This window comes from Simplicispira suum (assembly GCF_003008595.1).
GTDB classification, from domain to species: Bacteria; Pseudomonadota; Gammaproteobacteria; order Burkholderiales; family Burkholderiaceae_C; genus Simplicispira; species Simplicispira suum.
In genome coordinates this window covers 1797425-1816056 of record NZ_CP027669.1, presented here as the reverse complement: position 1 = coordinate 1816056, position 18632 = coordinate 1797425, and the positions used below count along the sequence as shown (strand labels likewise).

The window sequence follows — 18632 nt, the reverse complement described above, 5'->3', positions numbered from 1 at the left end:
TGGTCATGGCGACGGTCACGAAGTCGACTGCAAAAGCCCTTGGGGGCGCTTGAGGTGCGCACTGGCCAGGCGGGACATGGTCGGCTCCGTCAGGCCTTCGTCCAGTGCATGGCCAATCGCCCCGCTGTTGACCCACTGAGGTGTCTCCACACCGGGATTGCCCCAGAAGCCGCCTGCGCCGCCAATGCGGATGGTTTTTTTCTCAGTAGTCATTTCAATCCCGGTTCAGCCAAGCCATAGCCAGTTTTTGCGCCATGGGCGCGCCTGTTTGGCCGCAACGCATTTGTAGCGAGAGCGACCAAAGGTTCGCTAGCTTGCCAAGAAACCGAGACCAACGCAGTCGCATGGATGACGCAATCTCATGCTTCGACAGGCTTTGGCCGCAACTACTGGGGTTGGATACCGGCTGCCTTGATCTTGGAGCGCCAGCTCTCGATTGCCGCCTTGGTGTACGCACCCAGCTCTTCCGGCGTTGACCGCTTCAAGTCGCTCGAGAGGCTCTTGGCACGCGCTTCGTACTCTGGGGTGGAGGTGGTCTTGTGGATCACGCCGTTGAGTTTGGCGACGATGTCAGCGGGCGTACCGGCCGGCGCGTACACCGCCAGCCAGGCGACCAGGTCAAGGTCCTCGACGCCTGTCGCCTCCAGCAGCGTGGGAACGTCGGGCACCAGCGGGCTGCGCGCAACAGACGTGATGGCGAGCGGGTGCAACGGACCTTCGGCTCCGATGAAGGCTTGGGCTGCAGCGGTATCAATGAACATGAATGCAAGGCGCCCGCCGATCACGTCGGACGCCGCAGCCGGGGTTCCCTTGTACGGCACGGGAACCGCCTCGACTTCCATGGCTTGCATCAGCGCAGCTCCCGCCACCTGACCGGTGCTGTTGCCAAAGCCATACGACGCGTCTGAAGGATGTGCCTTGAGCCAGGCCACCAGTTCCTTGACGTTTTTCACGGGCATGTTTTTTCGGACAACCAACAGAAACGGCGTTTCACTCAGCAGCGTGACGGGTGCAAAGTCCTTGATCGGATCGTAGGGAAGCGACTTGAAGAGCGACACGTTGGCTGCTTGCGAGGTGTTGGTCGTGAAAAACAGCGTGTAGCCATCCGGCTTAGCTTTTGCCACGGTCGTTGCAGCGATTTGTCCGGATGCCCCCGGAAAATTCTCCACCACCACTGTGGTTTTGAGGGCGTCTTGCATGCCCGAGGCAATCAAGCGGGTGGTCAGATCGGTGCCGCTGCCAGGCGAGAAGGGCACGACCAGCCGTATGGGCTTGGAGGGATAGTCGGATGCCTGGGCGCTGGCGACGCCGATGGCGGCGATGGAGAGGCCGAAAAGCACAAGTCCTCGGCGCGATTGTTGGCAGACTTTGGAGAAAAATGTCATGGTTTGGGTCCTCATGGAATGGTGGAAAGACGGCGGAAACTCTCTAGACATCATGGTCGCCGCCAGAAGGTAGGCGGCGACCATGATGTCTAGGGCCCAATCGGCATTGGCAAAACAAAAAGGACTGTTGCATCAGGTTCCGGTCCAGCACGGCTTGCGCTTTTCGATGAACGCCAGAGGGCCTTCCTTGTAGTCATTGCTGGCGAACACGGCGCCGCGTGCTTCGCGGGTGATAGCGCGCAAGCCGGCCTCGTTCTGGGCGAAAGCCGCGCGAGCAACGCGCAAACTTTCTCGCACCGCAATCGGTGCATTTGCGGCAATCTGGCTGGCCAGCAGCAAGGCTTCATTGAGCACCTGTTCCGGGTCCACCAGGCGATTGACCATGCCGAGCGCATAGGCGCGCTCACCCCCCAAGGGCAGTGCGGTGGCAATCAATTCCAGCGCGATATTGGGTGGAAGCACGCGCGGCAAGCGGTACATGCCGCCGGCGGCTGCAACCAGGCCGCGCAGCACTTCGGGCAAACCAAAGCCGGCACGCGGCGAGGCCACGACCATGTCACAGGCAAGTACCAACTCGCATCCGCCGGCCAACGCCTTGCCGTTGACTGCAGCAATCCATGGCTTGGTTCGTTCGGCGAACACCAGGCCTGCGAAGCCATTGCGTTCGGTAAAGAGCTGGTCGCCACGGCCCGCATGCACTTCTTTGAGATCGGCGCCTGCACAAAAGACGTCCGCGTGGGAACTGGCCAGAACCACGGCGCGGATATTGGCATCCGCCTGCGTTGCGTCGACGATGGCTTCGAGGGCCTGGGCCATCGCTGCGCTCACAGCGTTCCGCGCATCGGGCCGATTCAGAGTGACGAGTGCCGTATGGCCGTTCCGAATTTCGAAGCGCACCACTGCGTCAGGTGCCGCCAAGTGTTCAAGCTGTGTCGTCATGTCTCATTCCTGTTTCTCTGCTGATCGTTCGTTCATGCATTGCCCCGCTGTGCGAGCGCCAATGCGCCTGCGTACGGAGCCCGCTGGTGCTTCAATCGAAGGCGCATTCGAGCAGGCCGTCGTCCGCCTTGTACAGACGGGCCATCCGGCCCACGGGCGTGCGGTCCGGACGCATCAGTGCATCGATGCCGCGCTGGTCACTCGCCGGGACACGTGCGAGCGTGCGTGCGTTGTCGCTGCTGCGGCCCACCACAACGCCATGCGTGGGAATGCCGTCGCGGCCAAAAAGAACCGTGCCCGATTCCACCCGGATCGAACCCGTCGCCTCCGTGGCAACAGCGGGGGCCGCCGTCGGCACGACTTGCGCTTCGGCCCGCTCACGCGCATGGGCTTCGCCCGGCCAAGGCCGCGCGCCGCCGCCCAACATCAGGGCATGGTGTTTGGTAACGAACTCCCCTTGGCCGTAGACAAGACCACAGGACGCAGGCTGGTCGCGCAACCGAGCCACCATGGCGGCAATCGCATGTGCCATGTAATTGTTCAGCGGTGCGCCGAAAAAGGTCAGCCCACCCGTCACGGAAATGGCACGATCGCTGGCCATTTGGAGCGAGCGCCGCGCCATTTTCGGCACACAGGGAAAGCAGCTGTAAAGCTCCACCCATTCGATCTCTGGGCCCGACAGACCGGCCTGCGCGAGCACGCTTTCGAGCACGCAGTCCTGGGCAACGGACTGGTCGTAGCGCTCCCGGCTCAACCAGTCGCGCAATTCGTTCGCTGCTGCGCCGGGACCCACGTGGACCAACCGATCCTCTTGAATGCCCGCCGCCCGCGCGCGCGCCAGACTGGTCACGATGAACGCAGCGCCCTGATTGACCACCGGATTGGCTACCATCAGCTTGGAGTACGGCCAGGCAATGGGTCGATTCGACGGAGACACCTTGGCAATTTCAGCGGCGCTGCGCGGCTCGCGAATGAACGCGTAAGGGTTTGCAGCTGCCACCTGCGAGAGTCCGGCCCACAGATCAGCCGATTCCGCCAATCCTTCCTGTGGCGTCTGCCCCCATGCCGCCTGGCAGGCCACTTCGTACAGCGGATAGACGAAAACCGGCTGATTCAGACCATGCGCACGTGCCAGCGAGTGCAGGTAACTGCGGTCGCGTGGCTGCTGCCAGTTGGGCGAGCGCTCAAGCCAGGGCAGGTCGACTTCCTGGCGCTGCGCCAGGCGAACCGTGTATTCGGCCTCGCCACCGCACACTGCGGCCACTTCGATCTCACCAGCGGCGATTTTGCAAGCCGCCTCATGCAGATAGCGCACGGGCGTTTCGCCGCCGACAGGTCCGTAGTTTTGATGGTGGGGCGCAAGCCGCAAGCGCTCGGTCACCGCGCCGAGCGGATCCTGGTAGGGCCACGACACGGAATGAATCAAATCCAGCGAATCGATTTGAGCCAACCAGCCGCCCTTGCCGTCGGCATCCGCCCGCTCAAGCGCCTGCGCCATCAGCTCGGAGGGCTGCAGGCCGCTGGCCGCATGCCCGGGCCGATCGACCACCTGCCCGACGCCCACGATCACCGGCGCGCGATCGGCACGGTCTTGCACTTCTGCTGGCTTCATCAAGCGGCCTTCTCAGAGGCTCGGCACTGGCCGTTCACTGCGGCTCGATGCCGGCTTCGCGCACCATGGCGCCCCAGGTCTTGATCGACTTGTTCACGTAGTCGGAAAACTCCTCGGGGCTGGTCGTCACGACTTCACCGCCCACGCTCTTGCGGTAGGCGACGAAGTCCGGGGAAGTCACGATGGCGCGAATCTCCTTGTTCAAAACAGCCACAATTTCGGGTGGCGTGCCGGCGGGCGCAAAGAAACCTCCCCACGCCACCAAGTCCTGGTCGGTGCGGCCCAGGGCCTCGTTCATGGTGGGCAGTTCAGGCGTTGCGGTGGTGCGCTTGGGCGCGGTGACGGCCAGCGCGCGCAGCGGTCCGCCGGGCACCAGAAACGACATCGACGCACCCAGGTCGACGAACATGAACGACAGATTTCCACCCAGCAAGTCCGTAATCGCCTGCGGCGTGCCTTTGTAAGGCGCAGCGATGGCGTTCTTGATGCCGGCCCCGCGGACGAATGAGGCACCGGAAATCTGGCCGCTGCTGTTGCCATAACCGTAGTTGGCCTGGTCGGGATGGGCCTTGAGCCAGTCGATCAACTCCTGAACGCTGTGGATCGGCAAGTTGCTGCGCGTGACCAGCAGAAACGGCGTTTCATTGGTCAAGGTGATGGCCTGAAAATCCTTGCTCGGGTCATAGCGCAATTTCTTGAACAGCGCGGGGTTGGCCGATTGCGTGGAATTGGTGGTATTGAAGATCGTGTAGCCGTCCGGCTTGGCGCGCGCAAGGTATTCGGCAGCAATCTGACCGGACGCGCCAGGCATGTTTTCCACGACGAACGTCGCCTTGAGTCGTTCCCCCAGCTTCTCTCCAATCTTGCGCGCGAAGATATCGGTGGCGCTGCCAGCAGAAAACGGCACCACGATCTTCACGGTGCGGTTGGGATAGTCGGCAGCGAAGCCGGGCGCCGAGACGCCCACGGTCAAGGCGGCGAGCACGAGAGCCCGGCGGACACCGGAAAACTGCGATGCGATCTTGGTCATGTCTCACTCCTGCTCAAGGCTGGGAAACGCACGAATCAAAAAGACCTCGGCGCCGCTCGGCTCCGGTGCGGTGTAGGCATGGCTGGCGCCGTCGGGAACAAAGACGAAGTCGCCCGGCCTGGCTTCAAATGCGCTGCCAGCGATTTCTCCGGTGAGCCTTCCCGCGCGCACAAACAGCACCTGCTCCAGCCCATGCAGCGTCTGGCTGGAGGCGCCGCCCCCCGCCGCCAGCTGCAGGTCGAACACCTCCATGTATTCGGCGCCGGACTTCTCGGCGTTGATCACGGGCTCGGCGCGCAGCCCGGAGAAATGGGGCGAGTCAAAGCGTGGCCGCTTGGCAATCGCTTCTTGCATTCCCGGCGCGGAAGCAGTTGCATGGCCGGGGGAATGGTTGTCCTCACACACCACCACGGAATCGCGGTTTTCCCCATACGGCGGCGCGTAGACCACGATGGTCTTGAACGGCTCATCGCTGGTGACCGTGACGCGGTGCGGCACCCCCTTGCGGTAATGGCGCCAGGTTCCTGGCCGTGCCAGTGTCTCGGCGCCGTCGATCTCGGATATGCCGGCGCCCTGCAGCAGAAAGCCGGCTTGCTCCAGGTTGGGATGAAAGTGCCTGCTCGCGCCGTGCCCTTTCACGATGGTGCCGATCAACACTTCCAGGTATTGGGCGCCCACGGTGTCGCGGCTGACCAGTCGCTGGTTCGATGTCCCCGTGTGATTGGCCGGCGAATAGCCTGCAATGCCTTGCGTGGAGCGCACGTACCGGGATGGCGCTGCGTCGCTCACGACTTTTTCTCCAGCAGGCGCGCGGGAACCTTCACCGTCATCCGCAGCAGAATCTGGCCGAGCGACTTGCCTAGCTTGTCAAGCCGCATCGACGCCAGGCCGCCGCCGTCGAGTGCGCGCTTCATCTCGAAGTTCACCGCATCGATGCCGGGCACCGGATGGCGAATCACTTCACCTTGCACATAGTGAGCAAAGTAGTGTTTCACCTTTTCGGCGGTCACTTCGCGCAGCATGTACGGCAACAATTCCTCGCTGCGCGCGATCACGCCGATGTTCGACGTATCGCCCTTGTCTCCGCTGCGCGCCACGGCGATACGAATGAGCGGCACTTCGACTTCGTCGTCCGTGTGCTCAGGCAACTTGGCCGTCCAGGTCTCGGGCAGATGGGTTGCAGCTTGCGCGCCGGCGTCATGGCGGCGCCCTGCTGGCACGGCGATGGTCTGCGCCGCTGCATTGCCCAGCGTCATCTGTGCCGACACCTGCGTTTTGGGCACCGTGAACGAAAACAGTCGAACCAAGGGCGACACACTGGGACGGCCGGGCGCCAGCCCAGAGACCGTACCGGGGGAAAACGAGGTTCCCGAGGGGGCGATCTCGCGAGCGAACAATGACAGCGCTTCTTTCCTGGTGTGGCGCGTGGTCATCTTCACCACGGCTTCAAAGGGTTGCTGCGCTTGCGGGTTTGCGTTGGCACCGTAGGGCTCTTCCACACCGAACAATTCGATGTTGGTACTGCTGTAGTCGCCCAGCCCTTTCTCTTGCAGCATGCGGCTGGTGCGCGCAAGAATGGCTTCGCCCGTGCGCTTGGCCTTGGCCGCTGCCTCAAAACCGACAATGGCCAAAACGCCCGTGCAGGTGAACCCGTCCTGGTAGGTCGCCGACACTTTGTAGGCATCGGTGGGTGCGCTGCCTTTCGCGCCTGTCAGTTCCACCCGATCCTTGTCCAACTGCCTGATTTGCACCGCAGTGAAATCGCAGACAACATCCGGAAGGATGTAAGCCGCTGGGTCGTGGATCTCGTAGAGCATTTGCTCAGCGAGCGCAAGCGCCAGAATTTTTCCGCCTGTGTTGTCCGGCTTGGACACCACAAAACTGCCGTCCGCTGCGCATTCCACAATGGGGTAGCCGATGTTGTCCCAGTCAGGAATCGTGCTCCAGTCGGTGTGCAGGCCACCGGTGGCCTGGCACCCGCATTCAATGATGTGTCCCGCCAGCGAGGCGCCCGAGAACTGGTCGTAGGCATCTTCTTTCCAGCCGAACTCGTGGATGAGCGCGCCCAGCACCACGGCGCTATCGACCACACGGCCGGTGATCACCACGTCAGCGCCCGCAGCCAGTGCTGCAGCAATCGGCACCGCGCCCAGGTAAGCGTTGGCGCTGATCAGTTTTTCGGGAAGCGGGGCGCCAGTGTAGAAATCTTTTACGCCCTTTTCTTTCAGCTCGGGAACGAGCGGCATGACGTCATCGCCGTGGACGATGGCGACCTTCACCTTCACGCCCAGCTCTTCTGCGAGCTTTTCAACCGCCTCGGCGCAGGCTGCAGGGTTGATGCCGCCCGCATTCGAAATGACCTTGATACCGCGCTCCACACAGCGCTTGAGCGTGTCGCGCATGGCGGCGTTGACGAAGTCGGTGGCGTAGCCCAGCTCGGGCTTCTTCGTGCGCGCTGCCGCCAGAATCGACATCGTCAACTCGGCCAGGTAGTCGAACACCAGGTAGTCGATGTTGGCGTCGACCAATTGGTTGGCGCCCACGGCGCTGTCGCCCCAGAAGCCCGATGCGCCGCCAATGCGGATGGTTTTTTGTTTTGTGGTCATATCAGCGTCCGGTCCAGACTGGTTTGCGTTTTTCTTTGAAGGCCGTGCGGCCTTCGATGGAGTCTTCGGTCTGCGACATCAGCGCAATCTGGCTCTCCATGAACTTGATCGATTCCTCGAAAGACATCGCTTCAATGGCGTAGGTGGCGTACTTGCCGCGTCGAATGCCGGTGGGCGACTTGTCCATCAATCGGTCAATCATTTTTTGCACCGCTGCATCCAGCTCGGCGGTGGGAACCACCGCGTTGAGCAAGCCCATTTCGAGAGCCTCTTGCGCCGACACCGGCTCACCGGTGAAGCACAGTTCCATCAGACGGCGGCGTGGCACCACGTGCTGCAGCATCGACAGCACCTGCATCGGGTACACGCCCACCTTGACTTCGGGCAGGCCGAACAATGCGTGGTCGGCGGCGATCGCCATGTCGCACATGGCCAGCAGACCCATGCCACCCGCCATGCAGGTGCCGTTGATGCGGCCGACGATGGGCACATTCGACTCGCGCGCCAGACGGAACAGCTGCGGCAGCCCCTGGTTGCGCGGCTGCGAATAGTCGGGCTTGAAGGCCTTGCCAGACGCCAGATCGGCACCTGCACAAAAGGCCTTTGTGCCCACGGCGGTCAACACGATGGCGCGCAGATCGGCGTCGTCCTGGCCCCGCCGCAGTTGCTCACAGATGCCATCGAGCACCTCCGGGCTGAGCGAGTTGCGCTTGTCTTCGCGGTTGATGGTGAGGGTCAGAACAGGGCCTTCTCGGCCCACCAACAGTTCCTGGTTTTCCATTTGCCTGCCTTTCATGCCTGTCCGTAGATAAATAGGGTCTTGACGGAATGCGCGCGCAGGTCAGATGACGGCCCGGCTGCGCATGTCTTCAATGTCTGCATCGCTGTAGCCCACCTCGCGCAGAATTTCCTCGGTGTGCTCACCGAGCCGGGGTACGGGTCGGTGGTTGTCGGGTGGCGTGCCCGACCATTCGCTGGGAACGCCAAGGTCGAGAATCTTTCCGACGGTGGGGTGTTCGACTTCCTTGATGAAGCCGATGTCGGCCAGGTGCTCGTCCTTGAGCAGCGAGTCGAAGGTGTGCATGGGAAACACCGGAATGTCGCCGGCTTGCAAAATCAGGCGCCACTCTTCGGTGGTTTTTTTCTCCATTTCGTCCGAGACGATCTGGTACAGCGCATCGATATGCTCGGTGCGGGTACGGATGTTCTGAAAGCGGGGATCGGTCTGCAGCAGATGCTCCTGGCCGACCGCCGTCAAAAAAGTTTTCCAGTGGTGGTCGTGGTAGACCAGGCAGCACACATAGCCATCCTTGGTTTTGTAGGGGCGGCGATTGGGCGACATCACGCGCGGGTAGCCAAAGCCCCCTTGCGGCGGCACAAACGTGTGGCCATACAAATGGTCGCCCAGAACGTAGGGCACCATGGTCTCGAACATCGGAATTTCCAGCGACTGGCCCAGCCCGGTTTGCGAGCGCGAATACAGCGCCGCAGCAATCACACCAAACGCATAGATGCCCACCGAGCGGTCGGCAATGGTCGTCGGCAGGTAACGCGGCACGCCATCGGTGGCCTGCGCCATCGCTGTGGGCAGGGCACTGGCCGCCTGGATCATGTCGTCGAAGGCGGCCATCTTGGCGTAGCGCCCGCGCTGCGAGAAACCAACCATGCCCGCATACACCAGCCCCTTGTTGATCTCGGCCAGGCGTTCATAGCCCAGGCCCAGGCGGCGCATGCCGGCGGGGCGCACGTTGTAGGCCAGCACGTCGGCGGTTTCCACCAGTTTGAGCACTGCCGCGATGCCCGCCTCCTGCTTGAGATCGAGCACGACACTGCGCTTGTTGCGGTTCAGCGCGAGGAACAGCGGCCCCAAGCCCAGATCCCCTTGCGGACCCACGCGCCGTGTGGAGTCGCCGTTGGGCGCTTCGACCTTGATGACATCGGCGCCGAGGTCGCCCAGGTACTGCGTGGCGGAGGGCCCCATGAAGACGGTGGTCATGTCGATCACCCGGACCCCGGCAAGCGGTCCGGTGGTGCGAGAAGCATGGGTTTCCTGAGACATTGCAAATCCCCTTGATGAATGACGGTCGATTCAACGCTGATCCTGCGTCCGGGGAAATGCTATGACCCGTGCATGTATTCGTCCAATGATCAATCCGAGCCATGGATCATGAACACTGCTCATGAATGGATCGGAATACGGATCGGTGTGGCGGCCGCAGCCCTTTCGCGCTCAACGGGAACCAACAAGGGTCCAGCCAGGAGCCAGCGGCGGAGCGTGGACGCCGGGAACGGGCGGACTTGTTGCGCGAGATGCGCTCAGGAATACGCTTAGGTAATGCGGCTCTGGAAACAGCGCTCGATCTCTGTTTTCAGCCAGACGATGCCCAGGTCCGCCTCCATCTGGGCGTTCCAGTACAGAAAGAACTCCACCGGATCGGTCGCCACAGGAAAGGCAAAGATGTTGTTCTTCGCGTAGTGATTGACCACCGTCGCGTAAAGCTTGGGCGCGGTCACCAGCAACTCGCTGTGGGCAACGATGGTCATGGCGCCCACGTAGCGCTGCACCTGCATGCGTATCGAGCGCGTATAGCCCGCGCGGCTGAGGATGGTGTCTTCCGCTGTCGTATAGCTTTTGTCGTTGATGACAGCCAAATGATCGCATTGCAGGTACTGCTCGATGGTGATGGCATCGCCCTGCGCAATGGGGTGTTTTCTGCTCGCCAGCACAACCAGGCTGTCTTTGGAGATCAGCGCCCTGCGGAAATTGGGATTGCGCAGCTCTGCGGCAGAAACCGCCGCATCGATGCGGCCATTGAGCAGCGACTCCTCCAAATTCGCCTGGTCCAGGCGAATGGAGCTCAGGCCAATGCCAGGCCCGCTGGCAAGAATCTGCCGCACCAGCGTGGGAAGGATGAAGGCTTCAAGCCGCTCATCCATGGCGACGACAAAGCGGCGTGCATCGCTCGCCGGGTCAAAAGTGTTGGCCGCGTTCAGCGCGCTTTGCACATTGTGTAGCGCGATCTCCAGCGGGCCCATGAGGTTGCGCGTGAATGGCGTGGCCACCAGCGCCGCGCCGCTGCGCAAAAAAAGCGGGTCGTCCAACACCTGGCGCAGGCGGCGCAAGGAATGGCTCAGCGCCGATTGGGTCAGGTTCAGCCGCGCCGCAGCGCGTGTCACGCTGCCCTCTGCGTAAATGGTCTGCAAGACCACCAGCAGATTCAGATCGAGTTTTTCTATATGAACGTTCTTCACGATGGTCTAACCATATTATTCATTCGACGCATAGCTTAAGCAGATTTACCATTTTGCGGAACCTGCGTGACTTACGGCGACCGCCACTTGCGGCAAGCTGCCGGGGCCCAAGCGCTCCTCGCGCAAGGCGTGGCAGCGCGAACCGCGCGAGCCCCCTGTACCAGAGACCCTGAACCCCTACCGCCGCACCCCAAGGAGAAACCCATGCGCGAAGCCGTCATTGTGTCCACCGCCCGAACCCCTCTGACCAAGGCCCACCGGGGCGAGTTCAACATCACGCCGGGAAGCGACCTGGCCGCATTTGCCGTGCGGGCAGCGGTTGACCGCGCCGGCATTGACCCCGCTCTGATCGAAGACGCGATTCTGGGCTGCGGCTACCCCGAGGGGACCAGTGGGCGCAACGTGGCGCGGCAAAGCATCATCCGCGCCGGACTGCCCGTGAGCATTGCCGGCACCACGGTCAACCGCTTTTGCGCATCCGGCCTGCAGGCCATTGCCTTTGCGGCCGGCCGCATCGTGGGCGAAGGCGCACCCGTGATGATTGCCGGTGGCGTCGAGAGCATCTCCACCATGCGCGCGCCTGGGAATCCCGACATCAGCCATAACCCCTGGATCGACGAACACAAGCCCGAGCTGTACCTGCCGATGATCGAAACCGCCGACATCGTCGCCCAGCGCTATGGCATCAGCCGCGAAGCACAAGACCGCTTTGCACTGGAGAGCCAACGCCGCACCGAAGCGGCGCAACTCGCCGGCCGGTACGCCGACGAAATCGTGCCTTGCACCACCACCATGGCAGTCAAGGACAAAGCCACCGGAGAGGTCAGCCAGCGCGAAGTCACCGTGAGCGAGGACACCTGCAACCGGCGCGGCGCCACCTACGAAGGCCTGGCACAACTCGCACCCGTGAATGGCGACGGCAAGTTCGTCACCGCCGGCAATGCCTCGCAACTGTCCGATGGCGCATCGGCCTGCGTGATGATGGAAGCCAAAGAAGCCGAGCGCCTGAACCTCGAACCCCTCGGCGCCTTCCGCGGCTTCGCCGTGGCCGGCTGCGAGCCCGACGAAATGGGCATCGGACCGGTATTTGCCGTACCCCGGCTGCTCGAACGCAATGGCTTGAAGGTCGATGACATCGACCTGTGGGAACTCAACGAAGCCTTTGCTTCGCAAGCCCTGTACTGCCAGCAAAGACTCGGCATTCCGCTGGACCGCCTGAACGTCAATGGCGGCGCCATCTCCATTGGCCACCCCTTTGGCATGACCGGCGCCCGCCTCACCGGCCACATCCTGATCGAAGGCCGCCGGCGCGGCGCCAAGTACGGCGTGGTGACCATGTGCATAGGCGGCGGCATGGGCGCAGCGGGCTTGTTCGAGATCTTCTAAGCCTCCACGGCACCGCAGGCGGCACGCCGACCCGGTGCCGCTGGGTGCAAACGGCCCGTCGAGCGGGCCGGCCGACCGGACGGACCCAAAGCAGATGCGCAGTCAGGGCATCAAACCGCCCCCATGCGCACCGGGCCCCCCGCCACAACCCCGTGGCGCCGCACCCGCCAATACAACCATCCGACGATGGACAGGTTCAACACATTCCAGGCCATGCCGTTGAGGAATGCCGCCTGGTAGCTGCCGGTCACATCAAACACCCAGCCCGACATCCAGCCCCCCAGCGCCATGCCCAGCAGCGTGGCCATGATCACCGCACCCACCCGGGCGCCCGCCTCTTGCGGCGCGAAATACTCGCGCACGATGATGGCGTAGGCCGGCACGATGCCGCCCTGGAACAGCCCGAACATTGCCGAAATCACATACAGCGGCACCAGCCCGTCAAAGGGCAAAAACAGCATCAGCCCCACGCCCTGCAAGGCCGAGCCCAGCAGCAGCGTGCGCACGCCGCCAATGCGGTCGCAAATGACACCCGACACCAGGCGGCTGACAATGCCGCAGGCCAGCATCAGCGACAGCATCTCGGCCCCGCGCGCCGCGCCAAAGCCCAGGTCGGTGCAGTACGCCACGATGTGCACCTGCGGCATGGCCATCGCCACGCAGCACGCCACGCCCGCCACACACAGCAGCAATTGCGCATGCAGGGGGCGCAGGCCAAACGGGCGGCTGCGGTCCACAGGGGCCGCCGCCACGGTGCCCGGCGGCACCACAGAAGAGGCCGGCGCCAGCGACACCAGCGGTGCGCGCTGGCGCATGCGCTGCGCCAGGGCCAGCATGCCCAGGCCACACACCAAACCCATCCACAGGTAGGTGTGGCGCCAGCCAATGGTCTCAATGCCGTACTGCACGATGGGTGGCCACACCGCGCCGGCGATGTAGTTGCCGCTGGCACAGATCGCCACCGCAATGCCGCGCCTGCGGTTCCACCACAGCGCCGTGTCGGCAATGAGCGGCGCAAACGTGGCCGAGCTGCCAATCAGCCCCATCAGCCCATGCGCCAGACCAAAAACCCAAATGCTGCCCGACAGCCCGGCCCACACAAAGCCGCCGAACACCCCCACCGCCCCCACGCACAGCACCGGCATGAGTCCATGCCGGTCGGCCAGCCGCCCCGTCCACAACCCGCCCAGCCCCAGGCACACCATCATGAGCGTGTAGGGCAGCGACGCATCCGCACGGCCCACCCCAAACTCGGCCTGCACTGCGGGCAGCACCACCGACACCACGTACATGCTGCTGTTGCCCAGCACCACCAGGCCCAGGGTGGTCAGCAAACGCCAGGCGGCGTGGCGCGAATCGATGAGGGAGGCCGGGGCGGAGGCGGAAGCGGGGGAAGACGTGGCGGTGTCGGGCATGCGCGGCAATTTACCCGAAGGCGCTGCAGGGGCGGGCGGGATGTTGCCAGCGCCCGTAGGCAGCTGCGGTGTGTGGCGTAGCTAAATATCATTTTGATAGCTGTTAGCGCTTTATGCATAAGCGCTAGCGGCCAATTTGGCTTAAAAACCCATCGGTACGCAAGTCTTGCAGCCACGCTGCATTCACGCGCTGGTCACCGCCCCATTCGCCATACAAAAGTTGCACCGCACCGCCACACCGCCTAAAGTGCATTAACGACTGCATACCTATATCTGCAGCACAAAACATAAGAGGGTGGCGGGCGGCATGGCGACATTGATACCGGCGATAGGTTCGTCCGCATTCGATTCCACTGGCGAGCGCCGCCTGGCCGAGCGGCTGGAGCAAAAGCTCGATGCCGACTACCTGTTGTGGCACAACGTGCCCATCGGCCCCAAGCAAACCCACCCCGACTTTGTTGTGCTGCACGCCCGTAGGGGCTTGCTGGTGCTGGAGACCAAAGACTGGCGCCTGCAAACCGTGCAAGACGCTACGCGCCAAGCGTGGACCATTCTTGCCAATGGGCAGCCCAAAGTCGTCATCAACCCCCTGGCCCAAGCCCGCCACTGCGCCATCCAGGTGGTCAACGCGCTAGAGCGCGACCCGCAGCTGGTGCAGGCCGAAGGGCCGCACAAAGGCAAGCTGGCGTTTCCGTGGGGGCACGGCGTGGTGTTCACCCGCATCACCCGCAAAGAGTTTGAAACCTCGGGCCTGGCCGAAACCATCGACCCGCATTACGTCATCTGCCAAGACGAAATGCTCGAACACGCCGACCCCGAAGAATTTCAGCAGCGGCTGTGGAACATGTTTGCCCACCGCTTCGGCGGCGCCATCACCCTGCCGCAGCTAGACCGGGTGCGCTGGATCATGTTCCCCCAGGTGCGCGTGCAAACCCAGGGCGCGCTGTTTGACGACAACGATGCCGACGCCCAGCTGCCCGACATCATGCGCGTGATGGACATCCAGCAAGAGCAGCTGGCCCGCAGCCTGGGCGACGGCCACCGTGTCATCCATGGCGTGGCGGGCTCAGGTAAAACGATGATCTTAGGCTACCGCGCCGAATACCTGGCCAAGGCCAGCACACCGGCCAGCAAGCCCATCCTCATCCTCTGCTTTAACGAGCCGCTGGGCGTCAAGCTGGCCAGCGTGATGGACGCGAAGGGCCTGAGCGACCGCGTGCATGTGCGGCACTTTCACAGCTGGTGCCACCGCCAGCTCACCACCTACGGGCAGGCCCTGCCACCCCAAGGCGGCGGCTTTTATGAGGGCCTGGTGGGCAACGTCATCCGCGCCGTAGAGCGCAGCCAAATCCCCGGCGGCCAATACCAGGCGGTGATGATCGACGAAGGGCACGACTTTGCGCCCGAGTGGCTCAAGCTCATCACCCAAATGGTGGACCCCGCCACCAACAGCCTGCTGGTGCTGTACGACGACGCGCAAAGCATTTACGAGCGCGCGCGCTCTAAACAGTTCAGCTTCAAAAGCGTGGGCATCCAGGCGCAAGGGCGCACCACCATCCTGAAGATCAACTACCGCAACACGCGGCAAATTCTTCACACCGCCAGCCTGGTCGCCGCAGACCTGCTGACCGCAGACGACAAAGACGACGACGGCATCCCCCTGCTCAAACCCGTGAGCTGCGGGCGCGAGGGGCAGGCCCCCGTCATCATCAAATTGCCCACGTTGCGCGACGAAGCCTTTGCCATTGCCGACCACCTGGCCAGCGCCCACCAAGAAGGCTTTGCCTGGGGCGACATGGCCGTGCTGTGCGCCGACTGGAAAACCATGGACCTGTGCGCCAGCGCCCTGGCCCAACGCAGGCTGCCGCACCGCGTGCGCAAGAAGAGTGGCGAATACCGGCCCGGCGCGGATGCGATTCAGGTCATGACCATGAAGGTCAGCAAGGGGCTGGAGTTTCCGGTGGTGGCGCTCCCCGGCGTGGGGCATATGCCTGCGGAGGGGGAGGACGAGAAGGCGGCGGCGCGGGTGTTTTATGTGGCGGCTACGCGGGCTACGCATAGGCTGGTGATAGCGGTCAGTGGGCACAGCAATTTTTCAGCGCTGCTCAATTAGCAATTTACCAAGAGGAGCTATTTTGGCTAAAACCCCGCTCGACTTTGCGCAATTGATGGCGCAGGAATGTATATCTAAGGCACCAGTAATCATTTTAGGTAGCGGTGCATCTGCCGCGTACGGCATTCCTGGTATGCCCGCTCTGAGAGCGCGACTTTTAGCGACGCCTGCTCCCGTTGACGCAACAGATGCGGACTCCTTAGCATGGGATAGTTTTAAGGAACATCTCAAGACCGTGGATCTTGAAACAGCGCTCACCGAGTTCAGACTATCCGAGACGATGACACGTCATGTAGTCATTGCAACTTGGGAGTTTCTTGCGCCATCAGATGCTTCTGTTTTTGAAAAATTGTTGGAAGACAGAACTCTTTTTCCCTTGACACGACTCTTCAGACACTTATTTGCCAGTATTCACAACTCCATTGACGTCGTAACCCCAAACTACGACCTCCTCGCAGAGTACGCCGCCGATGCTGGGGAAATCTGCCATTACACGGGTTTTGGATACGGTCATCTCCGATTGCGTACCAAGGAGTCGTTGCCAAAGATCTACCTTGGAAAGACAGTGGCGCGCACGGTGAACGTTTGGAAGGTCCACGGCTCTTTCGATTGGTTTAGGGACAAAGCGGGTGTGGTCATGGCTTTGCCAGGTACAGGAAGACGTCCCGCAGATCTTGAGCCCGTGATAGTGACGCCGGGTATTGAAAAATATCGTCTAACCCACGATGAGCCATTCCTGTCTATCAAGCAAGGGGCAGATCTGGCATTGCAATCTGCTCGGGCATATTTTTGTGTGGGCTATGGGTTCAACGATCCTCATATGCAGACCAAACTTGTTGAAAGGTGTAGGGCCGAGCCTGTACCGCTCGTGCTAATCACAAAGGAAATTACTCCAACAGCTAAAGCATTCTTAAAGAGTGGTCAATGTAAGCATTACATGGCCTTAGAAGAGAGTGGCACCGGCTGTCGCCTGTACTCAACGACATTTCCAGATGGCGTCGACATTCCCGGTCAGAGCCTTTGGTCCCTTGATAAATTTCTAACGATGGTGATTACATGAAAATTTTTGACTACGCTGACAAAGATAGCCTGGGAAAAGTTCGCTCAGTTGACACGTCCACAGTGATAGTTCAAGTAGAGGATGTAGAAAAACTAAGAAAGCTTCAAGTGAACCGACTCGCAGTTTTGGAAAGCAGTCGTCCGGGGCAGCACCTAATAGGCCTAATTCAAAAAATAACGCGAACAGCGATCGAAGAGAAGAAGGCCGACTTACTGGCACGGGAGAATGAAGATGACGAGATCTCTTCAGAGATAAATTTGGTAAGAATCTCTCTAATTGGCACCGTCTTTGACAAGCAAGGCAAAAAGGAGAACGTTTTTACACGCACGCTAGAAACTGTCCCAGAAATCGAAGCCAATTGCTTTGCGGTTGAAGGCGAACAGTTGACCAACTTCATGCGCGTTGTGGGTAACATTAGTGCTGATGGACAACGGCTTTCTCTTGGGGCCTACACCCTGGATGAAAAGGCTGATGCTTACTTGAATGGCAACAAGTTCTTTCAACGCCACGCAATTATTGTTGGCAGTACTGGGTCTGGAAAATCTTGGGCAACTGCAAGGATTTTGGAGCAAGTCGCGGAGCTACCTAACGCTAACGCCCTCGTCTTTGACATTCACGGTGAATACGGTCCGTTAAAAGGGAACGGAATCCGCCACCTAAAAATAGCCGGGCCAAGTGATCTTGATCAGAAAAAAACGCTGGCGGATGGCGTTTTATATTTGCCGTTTTGGCTGCTTGGTTACGAGGCAATGCTCTCGATGTTTGTTGATCGCAGTGATCAAAATGCACCCAATCAAGCAATGATCATGTCACGCACCATTGTTGAGGCAAAACGTGATTACTTGACCAAGGGCGGTCACAAAGACGTTCTTGAAAATTTCACGATAGATAGCCCAATCCCATTTAGTGTAGACGGAGTCTTGAAGAGACTCGGTGAGATTAACGTGGAGATGGTGCCAGGCGCAAAAGCTGGTACTGAAAAAGCCGGAGATTTCAATGGAAAACTCAGTCGTTTAATTCAACGTCTGGAGAACAAGCGCACTGATCGGCGTCTTGGATTTCTATTTGGCGGGGAAGAGGAGGTGCAGAAATTCGAGTGGTTAGATGTTCTCGTAAAGACTTTATTGACAGGCACAAAAAATCAACCAGATAGTCAAGGTGGGGTAAAGATCATCGACTTCTCAGAAGTTCCTTCTGACATCCTCCCACTTATTGTCAGCTTGGTCGCTGGAATAGCATTCTCAATACAACAGTGGACTCCCACCGACCAAAGACACCCAGTCGCTATTTTTTGTGATGAAGCACATCTCTACATTCCTGAACGTCGAGATGTTGGTGGCGCTGGAGATATATCTATAGAAATATTCGAGAGAATCGCCAAAGAGGGTCGTAAATACGGAGTGGGATTAGCTGTCATTAGCCAACGTCCATCCGAAGTAAATCGAACCGTTCTGAGTCAATGCAATAACTTGGTAGCGATGCGGCTCACCAATGGTGATGATCAGGCAGTCGTCAAGCGATTGCTACCGGATAGCTTAGGCAGTTTCGGTGATTTGCTGCCGGTCCTCGATACGGGCGAGGCACTTGTCGTCGGTGACGCAAGTCTCCTTCCTACGCGAATTCGAATCGCGGAGCCGAAACAAAAACCCAACAGCGGAACTGTCGAGTTCTGGGATCACTGGGCAGCTGATGATGCAGCCGATGCTGTTAAAAATTCAGTCAGCGGGTGGCGCAAGCAGTCGATGCAAATTTGATAGTGACGTACTGACCGTGCATATTCAATAGCTGCTTACGCATATTCCACGAGGGCTATGAACCAATTTTTCTCACAAAT

Annotated in this window: 15 protein-coding genes; 4 read left to right on the top strand and 11 right to left on the bottom strand. The window is 60.7% G+C overall.

Going from position 1 to position 18632, the window contains the following annotated elements:
• Positions 1–15: 15 nt before the first annotated feature.
• From C6571_RS08460 to C6571_RS08415, 10 genes are all read right to left on the bottom strand, one after another.
• Positions 16–213, bottom strand: coding sequence for a hypothetical protein (locus C6571_RS08460; protein WP_106446296.1), 198 nt, complete (start codon positions 211–213; stop codon positions 16–18).
• Between the two features lie 173 nt (positions 214–386).
• Entirely contained in the window at positions 387–1385 is a 999-nt protein-coding gene (locus C6571_RS08455) for a Bug family tripartite tricarboxylate transporter substrate binding protein (RefSeq protein WP_170094706.1), read from the bottom strand.
• Positions 1386–1517: 132 nt separating this feature from the next.
• Positions 1518–2324: an enoyl-CoA hydratase-related protein gene (locus tag C6571_RS08450; protein ID WP_106446294.1), complete on the bottom strand. Its 807-nt coding sequence runs from the start codon at positions 2322–2324 to the stop codon at positions 1518–1520.
• Positions 2325–2415: 91 nt separating this feature from the next.
• The gene (locus tag C6571_RS08445) at positions 2416–3936 is read right to left on the bottom strand and encodes an acetyl-CoA acetyltransferase (protein WP_106446293.1); all 1521 of its coding nucleotides are present in this window, start codon (positions 3934–3936) and stop codon (positions 2416–2418) included.
• Between the two features lie 34 nt (positions 3937–3970).
• On the bottom strand, positions 3971–4966 hold the full coding sequence (locus C6571_RS08440) for a Bug family tripartite tricarboxylate transporter substrate binding protein (protein ID WP_106446292.1): 996 nt from the start codon (positions 4964–4966) through the stop codon (positions 3971–3973).
• Positions 4967–4969: 3 nt separating this feature from the next.
• Positions 4970–5755 (bottom strand): cupin domain-containing protein, encoded by a 786-nt coding sequence (locus tag C6571_RS08435; RefSeq protein ID WP_106446291.1) that lies wholly within the window; start codon positions 5753–5755, stop codon positions 4970–4972.
• Positions 5752–7572, bottom strand: a complete 1821-nt coding sequence (locus C6571_RS08430) for an acyclic terpene utilization AtuA family protein (RefSeq protein ID WP_106446290.1) — start codon at positions 7570–7572, stop codon at positions 5752–5754. Before C6571_RS08430 ends, C6571_RS08435 begins: the two co-directional genes overlap by 4 nt.
• 1 nt (position 7573) lies before the next feature.
• Positions 7574–8368 (bottom strand): enoyl-CoA hydratase/isomerase family protein, encoded by a 795-nt coding sequence (locus C6571_RS08425; RefSeq protein ID WP_245901466.1) that lies wholly within the window; start codon positions 8366–8368, stop codon positions 7574–7576.
• A 45-nt stretch (positions 8369–8413) separates the two neighbouring features.
• Positions 8414–9631: a CaiB/BaiF CoA transferase family protein gene (locus C6571_RS08420; RefSeq protein WP_106446288.1), complete on the bottom strand. Its 1218-nt coding sequence runs from the start codon at positions 9629–9631 to the stop codon at positions 8414–8416.
• 269 nt (positions 9632–9900) lie between these two features.
• The gene (locus C6571_RS08415) at positions 9901–10824 is read right to left on the bottom strand and encodes a LysR family transcriptional regulator (protein ID WP_106446287.1); all 924 of its coding nucleotides are present in this window, start codon (positions 10822–10824) and stop codon (positions 9901–9903) included.
• A 204-nt stretch (positions 10825–11028) separates the two neighbouring features.
• Here C6571_RS08415 and C6571_RS08410 point away from each other — a divergent pair, with 204 nt between their 5' ends.
• Positions 11029–12210 carry an acetyl-CoA C-acyltransferase gene (locus C6571_RS08410; RefSeq protein ID WP_106446286.1) on the top strand — a complete coding sequence of 394 codons (1182 nt, stop codon included), beginning with the start codon at positions 11029–11031 and terminating at the stop codon, positions 12208–12210.
• A gap of 110 nt (positions 12211–12320) precedes the next feature.
• Here the strand turns inward: C6571_RS08410 and C6571_RS08405 are convergent, their stop codons facing one another.
• Positions 12321–13625, bottom strand: coding sequence for an MFS transporter (locus C6571_RS08405; protein WP_106446285.1), 1305 nt, complete (start codon positions 13623–13625; stop codon positions 12321–12323).
• A 307-nt stretch (positions 13626–13932) separates the two neighbouring features.
• Between C6571_RS08405 and C6571_RS08400 the strand changes: the two genes are divergently transcribed.
• The 3 genes from C6571_RS08400 to C6571_RS08390 are packed head-to-tail and all read left to right on the top strand — an operon-like array spanning position 13933 to position 18552.
• Positions 13933–15738 carry a DEAD/DEAH box helicase gene (locus C6571_RS08400; protein ID WP_106446284.1) on the top strand — a complete coding sequence of 602 codons (1806 nt, stop codon included), beginning with the start codon at positions 13933–13935 and terminating at the stop codon, positions 15736–15738.
• Positions 15739–15760: 22 nt separating this feature from the next.
• Positions 15761–16798, top strand: a complete 1038-nt coding sequence (locus tag C6571_RS08395; protein WP_211300713.1) for an SIR2 family protein — start codon at positions 15761–15763, stop codon at positions 16796–16798.
• Complete coding sequence (locus C6571_RS08390; protein ID WP_106446283.1) at positions 16795–18552, top strand: ATP-binding protein; 1758 nt, start codon at positions 16795–16797, stop codon at positions 18550–18552. Before C6571_RS08395 ends, C6571_RS08390 begins: the two co-directional genes overlap by 4 nt.
• Positions 18553–18632: the final 80 nt, after the last annotated feature.

Bases quoted from the DNA above. Each gene is read 5' to 3' on its own strand.
- C6571_RS08460 (WP_106446296.1), bottom strand. From the start codon at position 213: ATGACTACTGAGAAAAAAACCATCCGCATTGGCGGCGCAGGCGGCTTC.
- C6571_RS08455 (WP_170094706.1), bottom strand. From the start codon at position 1,385: ATGACATTTTTCTCCAAAGTCTGCCAACAATCGCGCCGAGGACTTGTG.
- C6571_RS08450 (WP_106446294.1), bottom strand. From the start codon at position 2,324: ATGACGACACAGCTTGAACACTTGGCGGCACCTGACGCAGTGGTGCGC.
- C6571_RS08445 (WP_106446293.1), bottom strand. From the start codon at position 3,936: ATGAAGCCAGCAGAAGTGCAAGACCGTGCCGATCGCGCGCCGGTGATC.
- C6571_RS08440 (WP_106446292.1), bottom strand. From the start codon at position 4,966: ATGACCAAGATCGCATCGCAGTTTTCCGGTGTCCGCCGGGCTCTCGTG.
- C6571_RS08430 (WP_106446290.1), bottom strand. From the start codon at position 7,572: ATGACCACAAAACAAAAAACCATCCGCATTGGCGGCGCATCGGGCTTC.
- C6571_RS08425 (WP_245901466.1), bottom strand. From the start codon at position 8,368: ATGAAAGGCAGGCAAATGGAAAACCAGGAACTGTTGGTGGGCCGAGAA.
- C6571_RS08420 (WP_106446288.1), bottom strand. From the start codon at position 9,631: ATGTCTCAGGAAACCCATGCTTCTCGCACCACCGGACCGCTTGCCGGG.
- C6571_RS08410 (WP_106446286.1), top strand. From the start codon at position 11,029: ATGCGCGAAGCCGTCATTGTGTCCACCGCCCGAACCCCTCTGACCAAG.
- C6571_RS08405 (WP_106446285.1), bottom strand. From the start codon at position 13,625: ATGCCCGACACCGCCACGTCTTCCCCCGCTTCCGCCTCCGCCCCGGCC.
- C6571_RS08400 (WP_106446284.1), top strand. From the start codon at position 13,933: ATGGCGACATTGATACCGGCGATAGGTTCGTCCGCATTCGATTCCACT.
- C6571_RS08390 (WP_106446283.1), top strand. From the start codon at position 16,795: ATGAAAATTTTTGACTACGCTGACAAAGATAGCCTGGGAAAAGTTCGC.